The organism is Actinokineospora spheciospongiae (assembly GCF_000564855.1).
GTDB lineage: Bacteria > Actinomycetota > Actinomycetes > Mycobacteriales > Pseudonocardiaceae > Actinokineospora > Actinokineospora spheciospongiae.
Map to the genome: position 1 here is coordinate 1 of NZ_AYXG01000192.1, position 11,198 is coordinate 11,198.

11 protein-coding genes and 1 pseudogene are annotated in these 11,198 nt (G+C 71.2%); 5 read left to right on the forward strand and 7 right to left on the reverse strand.

The window, feature by feature from the left end:
- Positions 1-391: 391 nt before the first annotated feature.
- Together UO65_RS24755 and UO65_RS24760 are read right to left on the reverse strand one after the other, a co-directional pair.
- Entirely contained in the window at positions 392-1,831 is a 1,440-nt protein-coding gene (locus UO65_RS24755; protein WP_035286845.1) for a carboxylesterase/lipase family protein, read from the reverse strand.
- A gap of 55 nt (positions 1,832-1,886) precedes the next feature.
- Positions 1,887-2,792 (reverse strand): MBL fold metallo-hydrolase, encoded by a 906-nt coding sequence (locus UO65_RS24760; RefSeq protein WP_035286848.1) that lies wholly within the window; start codon positions 2,790-2,792, stop codon positions 1,887-1,889.
- A 138-nt stretch (positions 2,793-2,930) separates the two neighbouring features.
- Between UO65_RS24760 and UO65_RS24765 the strand changes: the two genes are divergently transcribed.
- Positions 2,931-3,941 (forward strand): helix-turn-helix domain-containing protein, encoded by a 1,011-nt coding sequence (locus tag UO65_RS24765; protein WP_084176239.1) that lies wholly within the window; start codon positions 2,931-2,933, stop codon positions 3,939-3,941.
- Here the strand turns inward: UO65_RS24765 and UO65_RS24770 are convergent.
- Complete coding sequence (locus tag UO65_RS24770; protein ID WP_152552249.1) at positions 3,938-5,140, reverse strand: Glu/Leu/Phe/Val dehydrogenase dimerization domain-containing protein; 1,203 nt, start codon at positions 5,138-5,140, stop codon at positions 3,938-3,940. The two genes, UO65_RS24765 and UO65_RS24770, sit on opposite strands and share 4 nt — an antisense overlap.
- Here UO65_RS24770 and UO65_RS34955 point away from each other — a divergent pair.
- Positions 5,049-5,549, forward strand: coding sequence for an Lrp/AsnC family transcriptional regulator (locus tag UO65_RS34955; RefSeq protein ID WP_084176240.1), 501 nt, complete (start codon positions 5,049-5,051; stop codon positions 5,547-5,549). The genes UO65_RS24770 and UO65_RS34955 overlap by 92 nt on opposite strands.
- A 282-nt stretch (positions 5,550-5,831) precedes the next feature.
- Here UO65_RS34955 and UO65_RS24775 read toward each other — a convergent pair.
- From UO65_RS24775 to UO65_RS37560, 3 genes and pseudogenes are all read right to left on the reverse strand, one after another.
- Positions 5,832-6,791: pseudogene (locus tag UO65_RS24775) on the reverse strand (FAD-dependent monooxygenase); the annotation flags it as partial.
- Positions 6,788-8,005, reverse strand: a complete 1,218-nt coding sequence (locus UO65_RS24780) for an FAD-dependent monooxygenase (protein ID WP_084176237.1) — start codon at positions 8,003-8,005, stop codon at positions 6,788-6,790. The pseudogene UO65_RS24775 and the gene UO65_RS24780, both read right to left, overlap by 4 nt.
- 40 nt (positions 8,006-8,045) lie before the next feature.
- On the reverse strand, positions 8,046-8,996 hold the full coding sequence (locus UO65_RS37560; protein ID WP_035286851.1) for a quinone oxidoreductase family protein: 951 nt from the start codon (positions 8,994-8,996) through the stop codon (positions 8,046-8,048).
- Between the two features lie 65 nt (positions 8,997-9,061).
- On the opposite strand from UO65_RS37560, the gene UO65_RS24790 reads away from it, so the two are divergent.
- Complete coding sequence (locus UO65_RS24790) at positions 9,062-9,700, forward strand: TetR/AcrR family transcriptional regulator C-terminal domain-containing protein (RefSeq protein WP_035286854.1); 639 nt, start codon at positions 9,062-9,064, stop codon at positions 9,698-9,700.
- A 1-nt stretch (position 9,701) separates the two neighbouring features.
- Here the strand turns inward: UO65_RS24790 and UO65_RS24795 are convergent, their stop codons facing one another.
- Positions 9,702-9,962 (reverse strand): hypothetical protein, encoded by a 261-nt coding sequence (locus UO65_RS24795; protein ID WP_035286857.1) that lies wholly within the window; start codon positions 9,960-9,962, stop codon positions 9,702-9,704.
- Positions 9,963-10,221: 259 nt separating this feature from the next.
- On the opposite strand from UO65_RS24795, the gene UO65_RS24800 reads away from it, so the two are divergent.
- Both UO65_RS24800 and UO65_RS24805 read left to right on the forward strand, forming a co-directional pair.
- Positions 10,222-10,485 (forward strand): hypothetical protein, encoded by a 264-nt coding sequence (locus UO65_RS24800; RefSeq protein ID WP_035286860.1) that lies wholly within the window; start codon positions 10,222-10,224, stop codon positions 10,483-10,485.
- A gap of 22 nt (positions 10,486-10,507) precedes the next feature.
- Positions 10,508-11,149 (forward strand): DUF6461 domain-containing protein, encoded by a 642-nt coding sequence (locus tag UO65_RS24805; RefSeq protein ID WP_152551945.1) that lies wholly within the window; start codon positions 10,508-10,510, stop codon positions 11,147-11,149.
- The last annotated feature ends 49 nt before the right edge of the window (positions 11,150-11,198 follow it).

Sequence of the window (11,198 nt, forward strand, 5' to 3'; positions counted from 1 at the left end):
GTGGGCCAACCGCCACTGCGGCTGACCCACCTGACCACGGTGTCCCGGCACAGGGTCTACCACTTCTTCACAGCTCACCGGAAACCACAGCACGAGCGGTTCACCGCGCGAACCGGCTACCACGCCCCGATGTCGGGTGGATCACCGGACGGTGGTCCACCCGTTCGGCCAACAGCATGCGACGCCGTCCTTCACCGGCGATCAGGCGCATGGGGAGCGGTGGTGGGGCGGGTGCGCGTCGTCGATCTGCCTCCAGCCTGAGCGAGTCGGTCAGCTCGGGGCGCTGCTTGTGCCACCTGAACATGGTGTCTCCCTGGATGGCTCGGTCCGGGTGCGTCACCGTCCGGTGCCCAGCGCTCGGCAATCAATTGCGCCGGACCTGATGGATCTTTCAGCCACCCAGGGCTTCCGCGTGAGGCTGCCGCGGGTCGTACGCGGCCCAGCCGGGGTCGCCGTGGGTCGCGAAGGCGACCCAGGCGCCGTGCACACGGGCCGCGAGCCCGGCGGGCGCCGGGTCGGGCCCGAGCAGACCGGTGTCGTCGTGCAGCCACGGTTCATCGGCGATGTCGAAGACGAAGGGCAGTTCGACCGTGTGGGTGGCGCCCAGCCGCCCGTCCAGTGCCGTCGAGCGGTGGCCGAACGAGTAGACGTGGGTGCGGCCACCGGACAGCCGGGCGTGGGCCTCGATCATCCGCGCGGTGCCTGCCCCGAAGAGTCCTTCGCCCAGCACCGCGGAGCGCAGCTCACCCGGGGTCGCCCCTGGCCGGGTCGCCCGGTGGGCCGCGACGACGGCGGTGGGGTCCGCGTCGATCTTCGCCGCGACGGCGAGCACGTCGTCGTCCGTGGAGGATTCCAGCTTGCCCTGCGGTACCAGGTAGAGGTGGCCCTCCTCGGTGTTGGTGCCGATGAGCAGGTCGACCTCTCCCGCAGGCCCCTCCGCCAGGGCGTCGGCCGGCTGCACGGGCAGGACCAGGGAGAACGGGCTCAGCTCGACGAGCGGGTCCGTGGCCGTCGCGGTCCGCAGGTCGATCCCCACGAGATCCGGCAGGATCTCGAGGAACCTCTCGTCCGGGATCTCGGCGAAGGCCTCCGCCGTGGGCGGCACGCCCAGTGCCCAGGCGGCCGCCGCGGTGACCCGGTGCGCCTGCTCGGGGGTGAAGGCGCCGGTGCCGCTGCCGCTCTGGATGATCGCGCGCCGGAACAGCCCCTTGGCCTCCGGCGTCGCCAGCAGAGCTCCGGTGATGGTGGCACCCGCGGACTGGCCGAACAGCGTGACGTTCCGGGGATCGCCACCGAACGCGGCAATCGTGTCCTGCACCCAGCCGAGCGCGGCGAGGACGTCGAGCAGCCCGCGGTTGGCGGGGGCGCCCTCCAGGTCGAGGAAGCCGGGGATGCCGACGCGGTAGTTCACCGTCACCAGCACCACGCCGTCGCGGGCGAACGGCCTGCCGTCGTAGAGCGCGGCGCGGGTGGAGCCGGTGACGAACCCGCCGCCGTGCACGAAGACCATGACCGGCCGCTTCCCGCTGTCGGCGCCGGGCGTGCGGACGTCGACGGTGAGGTATTCCTCGCCGCGCACCCAGCCCGGGCCGAAGTAGGGGATCATGTCGAGCCGCCCGAAGTCCCGGGCAGGCTGCGGTGCGGTCGGCGACGGCGCGGTGGCGTCCCGGACACCGGACCAGCCCGGGTGGGACGCCGGTGGCGCGAACCGGCCCGCGCCTGTGGGTGCCGCCGCGTACGGGACGGCGCGGTAGAGCTCGCCGAAGCGGTCACGAACACCGCGCACGGCGCCCACCGGGGTTTCGACGATCGGTTCTGCCTGCTGGGGCACGGGAAGCGCTTCCTCTCTCGGGTTGTTGCGGGGCAGGAGGCCTGCCCCGCTGGGCTCAGGCGATGCGGGAGAAGCCCGCCCACTCCTTGATGGCGAACTTCGACCCGTCGCGCTCGACCTCGGCGCCGCCCCGGCCTGCGAGGTGGGCGGGGAAGACCAGCGCGTTGTCCTCGGCCGCGCGGCCGAGGAGCTTGTGGCGGGTCGCCCGGGCCTCGGCCGGGTCTTCGCAGAAGCAGGAGTTGGTCTCCGGCTCCACGAGCTGCAGCGGGGTGTGCACCAGGTCGCCGACGAACAGCGCGCGGTCGCCGCCCGACTCCAGGGTCAGCACGGACGACCCGGGGGTGTGGCCGGGCGCGAGGTCCAGCCGGAGGTTCCGGTCGATCCGGTACGAGCCGTCCCACAGGTGGGTCAGCCCGGCCTCGTGCACCGGGGCGACGCTGTCCTCGAAGACGTTCTGGTTGCCGCGACCCAGCACCGGTTCGTGGTTGTTGGCCGGGTTCCAGAAGTCGAAGTCCTGCCGCGTCATCAGGTACTCGGCGTTCGGGAAGGTCGGCACCCAGGTCCGGCCGTCGAGGCGGGTGTTCCAGCCCACGTGGTCGATGTGCAGGTGGGTGTTGATGACGACGTCGACGTCTTCGGGCCGGACTCCGGCGGCGGCGAGGTTGTCCAGGTAGTCCGTGTCCAGCCGGTTCCAGACGGGCGCGTAGGGGCGGTCCTTGTGGTTGCCGACCCCGGTGTCGACGAGGATGGTGCGGCCTTCGCTGCGCAGCAGCCAGGTCTGGATGGCCGAGCGGCATTCGCCGGTGCCCGCGTCCAGGAAGTCCGGGGCGAGCCAGTTCCGGTGCTCGTCCCAGGCGCCGTCGGGGCTGTCGGGGAAGAAGTCCGCGGGGCCCATCTCGACGGAGCCGCAGTACTCCTTGACGCGGGTGACGGTCACGTCCCCCAGCTTGATCTGATCCACGATCGCTCCTCGTGAGTGGTGGGCGACTGCCCTGACCAGGTCGAGCCTGATCGCGTCCGCGCGCGCCGACCAGCCCCGCCTTGTCCTACCCCCTGCAGGGTGTGGCTGGGCGGTGCCGCAGGCGTGGATAGTGGAGTGGTGGACGGACCAAGCCCGCTCGGCGACTTCCTGCAGGCACGGCGGGCCAGGCTGCGCCCGGAAGACGTGGGCCTCCGCGACCTCGGGCCGCGCAGGCGGGTGGCGGGGCTGCGCCGGGAGGAGTTGGCGCGGCTGGCGGGGGTCAGCGTGTCCTACTACACCCGGCTCGAACAGGGCCTGTCCCGTGGCGCGTCGGCGGAGGTGCTCGAGGCGATCGCGGGCGCCCTGCTGCTCGACGACCACGAGCGGGACCACCTGGAACGCCTCGCCGGGGCCTCCCGTCGGGTACCGCGGGCGCGGAGGCCCCGCCCCGAGAAGCTCGCCGACGAGACGCGGGACCTGCTGCGCTCCCTCGACGGCGTCCCGGCGCTCGTCCTCGGCAGGCGCACGGATGTGCTGGCGTGGAACCCGCTCGGCCACGCCCTGCTCGCCGGGCACGTCGACCCGCTGAGCCCGGAGGACCCCGCGCGCCGACCGAACATGAGTCGGATGCTGTTCCTGGACCCGCACTGCCGGGAGCTCTACGGGGACTGGCGGCGCAAGGTGCGCGCGGTCGTGGGCAACCTGAGGATCGCCGTCGGCCGTCACCCGGAAGACCGGCTGCTCGCCGAGTTGATCGGCGAGCTGACGATGAAGAGCCCGGAGTTCGTGGCGTTGTGGGGTGACCACCGTGTGACGCCGTGCGACGCCGCCACCTACGAGCTGCGCCACCCGGTCGTCGGCACGGTGACCGTCACCCAGCAGACCCTCGTCCTCGCGCGTTCGCCGGGGCAGTCCGTCGTGGTGTGCACGACGCCCGCCGGGTCACCGTCGGAGGCGGCCATGGCTCTGCTGCGGCAGGCGAGTGCGGGGGACCGGCCCGGCCGGACCGCTCCACCGCCGCACGGTGACCACTTCGCAGCCCGGCTGTCGTCGCCGTGCGGGCAGGACGATTTCGTGGTGTCCCACCGCCTCGAGGCCGGTGCTGGGCAACGCCCGTTGCCTCGGGCCAGCAGGGGAAGCCGCTCTTAGGCCGTTGCCTGCGGGTGGCGAGTGGCGAGTGCGTGTGCGGCCTGCAGCGGGGTGGTTCCGTGGGTCCGGGCGTGGGCCAGGAGCCGGTCGACCCTGGCGCCGATGGCGTCGATGCGGGCGTCGGTTTCCGGTTCGTCGCAGGCCAGTTCTTCGCGGCAGACGGCGTGGATGATGCCGCCTGCGCTCGCGACCGTGTCCGGTATCCACGTGATTGCGCGCTCGTGCAGGAGGGTGGCGACCTCGTCGCCGGTGAGCTGGTTGTTGGCCGGGCCGACGATCAACGGGATCGTGCAGCCTGCGACGGTCTCGGGGCTGAGCAGTCCGCCGGTGGCAGCGGGCACGAGGATGTCGACGTCCTGCCGCAGCAGGTCTGACGCGGTCCAGGTGAGACCGTCGGTCTCCACCTGCGCGCGGAGGCGGTCGTCCCGGTCGGCGACGACCACGTCGGCGCCGTCGGCGGCCAGCGACCGGCCCAGGAGACGTCCGACGCTGCCGTAGCCGATGACGCCGATCCGCAGGCCGGTCACGGCGCGGGCGCCGTGGACCCGCGCCACCGCGGCGTCGAGGGCGGCGCGGACCCCGCGGGCGGTGGCCGCGCTCGAGTTGCCGCTGCCGCCGAGCGCTTCGGGACGGCAGAACGCCCACCCCGGGGTGAGGCGGTGGATCACCGCCATGTCCTGTGGGGTGGTACCGATGTCGGGCCCGGTGCGATAGCGCCCGCCCAGCCCGCCGATCGTCTCGGCGATGTCGAGCACGAGGTTCTCGCGCACCGGCGGCGTCAGCGGTGAGTCACCGAGGACCACGACAGTCTTGCCGCCGCCGTGCGGCAGCTCGGCGAGCCCGCATTTGAGCGTCATCGCGCGGGAGAGCCGCAACGCGTCGGCCACGCCGTCGCCAACGGACCGGTAAGCCTTGATCCGGCACCCCCGATCGCCGGACCGCGTGTCGTGGAGTGCACCGCCACGACGATCAGGATGTCGCTGCGGGCCCCGCGGACCACGTGCAGTTCCTCGTGCTCGACACCCGCGCGGTCGAGGGTGGATGCGAGATCTGTTCGACTCATGCCGCCAGTTTCCATGATAGCTCGAAACCGAACGCCCGATGCTGATGTATGTTCGAAAAGTGACTGAAAATCCGAACCTCGATCGGGTCGACCGGGAGCTGGTGCGTGCCCTGCAGCAGGACGCGCGCATCCCCATGCGTGAGCTGGCGGAGATGGTGGGCGTGGCGGCCTCCACCTGTTCCGAACGGATTCGCCGGTTGCGTTCACGCGGCCTGATCACCGGTTTCCACGCCGACGTCGACCTCGCGTCACTGGGCAGGCCGGTGCAGGCGATGATCTTCGCCCAGATCCGCCCGCTGACCCGGGCCCTGATCAGCAGGTTCCACGACGAGGCGTTGGCCATGCCCGAGGTCATGGCCGTGTTCGTCCTCGCGGGCGGCGACGACTTCCTGCTGCACGTGAGCGTCGGTGACGTGACCCACCTGCACAGCTTCCTCGTCGACAAACTCAGCAGCCGCAAGGAGGTCGTGCAGTTCCGCAGCTCGGTGATCTTCTCCCACGGCCAGAAGCGCGCCCTGGAAGACCTGACACCTTCCGCGCGGTAGGCAGGCTCCAGTCCGTCGCGTCGGCATGGGCCGAGGGTGTACGACTGGGCCCGACAGCGTCCAGGCTCGCTGACCGCCCGCCTCCGTCGCCTGCCGACGGCCGCGAACCCTGCGGACCAGACCGAGGAGGACCGAACGCAGCGCCTCGGCCCGACGGCTGGACGGGACGAACATCTGCTGCTTTAGCCGCGCGGTGCGCTGGTGCTTGGTGATGAACGGACGCAGCCCGACCTCCCAGGCCCCCAGAGCGGCGGCGAGGTCGTCGGGGTGCTCCAGCAGAGCCGCGCTCAGTGCGGCGCCGCCGCGAAGCGAGGACGTGGCACCCATGCCCGAGTAGAGGTTCACGCACCAGGCCGCGTCTCCCACCAGCACGACCCGACCCTTGCTCCACCGGGGCATCTTCACCTGGTGCACCGAGTCGAACAGGTGGTCAGGGGCCTTCTCCAGGGAGTCCAAGACGTGCCGCACCACGGGATCGTCCATTCCGGAGAAGACCGAGCGCAGCCGCTGGACCCGTGACCCGCCGAACTGCTCCTGGATGTCTGTCGTCCGGTACGTCAGCAGCGCGGTGGGCGCGTGGTCGGCGAGCCCGAACACCCACACCGCCCGCTTCGCGCGCGCAATGGTGATGCTGTCGCTCGCCTCGTAGGAGGGCACCTGCTCCTCCAGTTGGAAGGCGCAGATCATCGCGTTCCACGTGGTCAGGTGGTCCTCGTCCGGACCGAACACGATCCGGCGCACGCTCGAGCGCATCCCATCCGCGCCGACGATCATGTCGAAGCCCTCGCGGTACCGCGCACCGGTACCGGCCTCCTCGAGCAGGACCTGCACTTCGGCAGGCCCCTCGGTGATCGCGACCGGAGTGGTCCCGAGCCGCACCTCGACGCCGGTGACGCTCTGCCACAGCGCGGCCTCGATGTCGCCGCGCAGCACCGCTGCCGGCTCCCCGGGCTGATCCAGGAATCCCAGAGCCGGCCTGCGCCTGCCCCGGCGGTCCACCGACCACGAGTTCCCGCCCGGTCGCCGTTCCGGGTTGCGGGTGTGCAGGTGGTCGGCGATGCCCAGGTCGACCGCGGCCTGCAGGCCCTCCGGGAACAGTCCGACGAAGTAGCCTCCGGTACGCCGCTCGGGCGCCCGTTCGACGATCACCGGCGTCCACCCTGCCCGGCGCAGCCCGATGGCCGCGGACATCCCCGCGATCCCGAGCCCCACCACCAGCGCCCTCTTCCGCATGGTCGTCATCGCGCCGTGTCGGACGGGGCAGCAGCCGTTGCTGCGGTGAACTCCGCTGCCAGCCTGCGGTGAACGACCCTGCGGACCAGGTCGAGAACGCCCGAAACCATCACCTCGGCCGGACGGCTGGACGGGACGAACCGCTGTTGCTTGACCCGTGCGGAGCGCCGCTGGCGGGTGATGTAGGGACGCAGGCCGGTCTCCCAGGCGTCCAGAGCGGCGACGAGGTCGCCGGGGTGCTCCCGCAGGGCCACGCCCAGTGCGGCGCCGCCGCGCAGCGAGGACGAGGAGCCCATGGCCGAGTAGGTGTTCGTGCACCAGGCCGCGTCCCCCACCAGCACGACCCGACCCTTGCTCCACCGGGGCATCTTCACCTGGTGGATCGAGTCGAACACGTGGTCAGGGGCCTTTTCCAGGGAGTCCAGGACGTGGCGCACCACGGGGTCGTCGTCCATCCCGGAGAAGGCCGCGCGCACCTGCTCGATCGACGGCCTGGCGAACCGGTCCGGGATGTCCTCGGTGCGGTAGGTCAGCCATGCGCAGGGCGCGTGGTCGGCGAGTCCGAACACCCACATCGCACGCCTCGGGCGCGAGACGATGATGCTGTCGCTCGCCTCGTAGGAGGGCACCTGCTCCTCCAACTGGAACGCGCAGATCATCGCCTTCCAGTTCGCCAGATAGTCCTCGTCCGGACCGAACACCATCCGGCGCACGCTCGAGCGCATCCCGTCCGCACCGACCACGAGATCGAAGCCCTCGCAGTACTGCTTCCCGGTGCAGGCGTCCTCGAGCAGGACCTGTACCCCGCCCGCGCCTTCGGTGATCTCGACCGGAGTGGTCGCGAACCGCACCTCGACCGCGTCCTCGGTCCCGTCGCCGGTGATGCCCTGCCACAGCGCGGCCTCGATGTCGCCGCGCAGCACCGCTGCCAGCCCGCTGGGCGCGTCCAGCAAGCCCAGAACCGGCTTCCGCCTGCCCCGGCGATCCACCGACCACGAGTTCCCACCCGGTCGCCATTCCGGGTTGCGGGTGTGCAGGTGGTCGGCGATCCCCAGGTCGGCCACGGCCTGCACACCCTCCGGGAACATGAAGATGAAGTAGCCCCCCGTCCGACGCTCGGCTGCTCGTTCGACGATCACCGGCGTCCACCCCGCCCGGCGCAGCCCGATGGCCGCGGACATCCCCGCGATCCCGAGCCCCACCACCAGTGCCCGCTTCCGCATGGCTCTTCCCCTCTGTGACAACGATCGGTCGGTGGACAACTCAATCCGGCACGACGACGGCCCGGCTGCGCCCGGTGTGCGCCCACGCCTCACCGACCCGGCTCAGCGGGAACGCGGTGTAGGGCACCTGCATCGACCCGTCGGCGAAGCGGGCCATGACCTCGGGCGCCTCGGCGAGCATCTCCTCCGGGGACACCGATCCGATGCCGCTCCCGGTGATCCGGATGCGCCGACCGCGCAGCAGGTCCGCGGGCAGCGACGCCTCCGGACCCGCGAGCGAGCCGATCTGCGCGTAGGCCGTGTCCGCTTCGCTGCCCCGCCCCAACACGGCGAACGCAGCCTCGGCGACAGGCCCCCACAGGTAGTCCAGCACGAGACCGGGCTGCGCCTCGGCAACGGCGGCGGCCAGGGCCTTCTCCAGGCCGTCGGGCCCGTCCTGGGCCAGCGACACCGTCGTCGCCCCGGCACCGCGCAGCCGCTCCAGCGCCACCGGATCACGCCCGGCGGCGATGACCCGCTCCGCCCCGAGGGCCAGCGCGCCCTGCACCGCCAGGCTGCCCGACATCCCGGTCGCGCCCAGCACCAGCACGGTGCCCAAGGCCCCCACCTCCTTGCGCCGCGCGGCGAGCACCATCCAGCCCGACAGGCCGGGGTTCATGCCCGCGGCGATCGCGAGCAGATCCGCTCCCGCCGGAACCTCCACCTGGAACGGGGCGAACAGCCGCTCGGCCATCGTCCCGAAGGGCGGACGCGCGTATCCGGTGTAGACCAGGCGCCCGTCACCGGTGCGTGCGACCGCGTCGATGCCCGGCACCAGCGGATACGTCATCTGGCCGCGGCTGTAGTGCCGGCCGGTGACCACTCCGCGGACGATGTTGTGCAGGCCGGCTCCGACGAGGTGCAGTGGCTCGTGACCGGGCGGGACCGTCGGCTCGGGGAAGTCGGCGCAGGCGGGTGGCACATCGGGAGCGGTGACGACTGCGGCGCGCATCGAGCTCTCCTTAACTAAGTTCAACGGTGTGGCCAGTGTTCCTGAACACCGTTAAGGTGTCAACCATGACCAAGGGCATCACCCGGGAGCGGATCGTCACGGCGGCGCTCGAACTCCTCAACGACACGGGCATGGACGGCCTCACCGTCCGCGCGCTCGCCTCCCGGCTGGACGTCCGCGCTTCCGCCCTGTACTGGCACGTGCGCAACAAGCAGGAGCTGCTCGACGAGATGGCCACCGAGGTCATGCGCCGCGTGACCGGCGCCCTCGCAGCGGTACCGCCCGGCGCCTGCTGGCGCGACGACCTCTCCTCCTACGCCCGCGTCCTGCGCTCGGAGTACCTGCTCCACCGCGACGGGGCCCGCACCTTCAGCGGCACCCGGATCACCGACCCGGACGTGGTCCGCATGAAGGAGCCGTTGTTCGAACGCTGGACCGCAGCCGGCTGGAAGCCCGCCGACGCCGACGACGCCGTCGACGTGGTCACCGCCTTCGTCGTCGGCTTCGTCATCGAGGAACAGGAACGACGCCAATCAGCCGAAACCGATCCGACGCGCTACTCCACGACACTGCGCGACGCCTGGCTGGGCGGAGGCGCGTCACTGGTCAAGGAGGCCGGGCACCTCCGCGACGACGGCGACCAGCGGTTCGAACGGCACCTCGGCAAGGTCCTCGACGGAATCGCCGCCCGGCCGGACGCATGACTCATCCGCACCCGTATTCGACCGTTGGACCAAACAGAAAACCCTGATCGCCCCAGACGACATCGGAGCCGGGGTCGCCATCGCCCCGAACATCGCCAACGCCAAGGCCCACAGGGCAGACGCAGAACGTCGCCTGCACAAGCTCCAAGACGCCATCGCCGCAGGCGTGGACCCCGCCGCCTTGGTCGAGCCGATCAACCAGGCCCAAGCCGAACGCGTGACCGCGCAAGCCGAGATCGACAACCACCGTGAAGGCGACCAACTCGACCCCGCCGAGATCTACGCCATGATCGACTCATTCGGGGATGTGGCCCGCACACTGGACGAACGCAAGCCGCCAGCGCTCAACAGGCTGTACCGGAACCTCGACCTGCACGTGGTCTACCAACCAGAAGAGCAGGCCATCGATGTGACGGCCTGCCCCGGTGTAGATAGCGCGTGTGTCCGAGGGGGGGACTTGAACCCCCACGAGTGGGGCATCCGTTGGAAACGGGTGTCCATGCCTAGATCTTGGCCATGCGGTGCACGAGAACCCGGCGGCGTCGGGCTCGGTCACCAGCGGCAGCCAGTGCGCGCAGGTGCGGGCGGAGCACGTCCGCACGCCCGGGACCGTCGAGGCCTACGACTGGCCATCGACCACCCCCGAGAACGGTTGGGACGACGAGCCGTGCGTGCGCGGCCACACCCCATTCAAGCTGAACTCCAGCGTGGGCGGCAGCTTGGGCAACCTGGTCCGATCGAACCGCTTGATCGACTTCGACCCCTGCTGGGTCGAGGTGGGCTGACCACGACGACGAGGGAGTCGCGATGACCGGGGCGCAGGCGCTTGCTGACTGGAACTGGCTGGGACCACTGCTCGATTTCGGGGGGTGCTTGACCTTCGCCAAGGGGGCGAGCCGTGAACGCGTGCTGCGCGCTTTCGACCTCGACCCGGCGACGGCCGTCGACTGGACCCTGCGGCAGGCGCTGCGCGAGCACGGTCTCCCCGGCCTGCACGTCCCGCCGTTCTGGGTTCGCGTCGCCGAGCTGGGTGGGTGGACGATGGCCGCTGAGGTCTCGCAGGCCAAGGGCTACCTCGACCAGATCGAGCTCGACCTGGCCCGCGAGCACGATGTCGTGACGATGTTCTTCTTCGAGACCACACCACCCGTGCTGAAGTTGACCGGCCCCGGTGGTGCTCTTGTCACGACCACCCTCGGGGAGGGCCACGACACACGGGAAGGGACCGACCCGCACCACCTCGACCCCGCGCTCGACGCCGCGGGCGTGCTCGACTTCGCCGCACCGCTGCCGTACGGCAAGGCGTTCAGCCGGGCTGCGGCGGCGGTGGCGGCGCAGCTCGGGATCGCGTTGGACGCCGAGGCGTTCACCGGCCCGCTGCCCACTGCCAGCCGCAACCACCCCTACACGTTCGCCCCTGGACCGCACGACCGTGCAGGAAAGCCATGACCACCAACCGGAGGCAGTTCACCGCCGCGCTCGGCGCGGGCGTCGCAGG

Bases quoted from the DNA above. Each gene is read 5' to 3' on its own strand.
- UO65_RS34955 (WP_084176240.1), top strand. From the start codon at position 5,049: ATGTATGTTCGAAAAGTGACTGAAAATCCGAACCTCGATCGGGTCGAC.
- UO65_RS24770 (WP_152552249.1), bottom strand. From the start codon at position 5,140: ATGGGGATGCGCGCGTCCTGCTGCAGGGCACGCACCAGCTCCCGGTCG.
- UO65_RS24780 (WP_084176237.1), bottom strand. From the start codon at position 8,005: ATGCGGAAGCGGGCACTGGTGGTGGGGCTCGGGATCGCGGGGATGTCC.
- UO65_RS37560 (WP_035286851.1), bottom strand. From the start codon at position 8,996: ATGCGCGCCGCAGTCGTCACCGCTCCCGATGTGCCACCCGCCTGCGCC.
- UO65_RS24790 (WP_035286854.1), top strand. From the start codon at position 9,062: ATGACCAAGGGCATCACCCGGGAGCGGATCGTCACGGCGGCGCTCGAA.
- UO65_RS24805 (WP_152551945.1), top strand. From the start codon at position 10,508: ATGACCGGGGCGCAGGCGCTTGCTGACTGGAACTGGCTGGGACCACTG.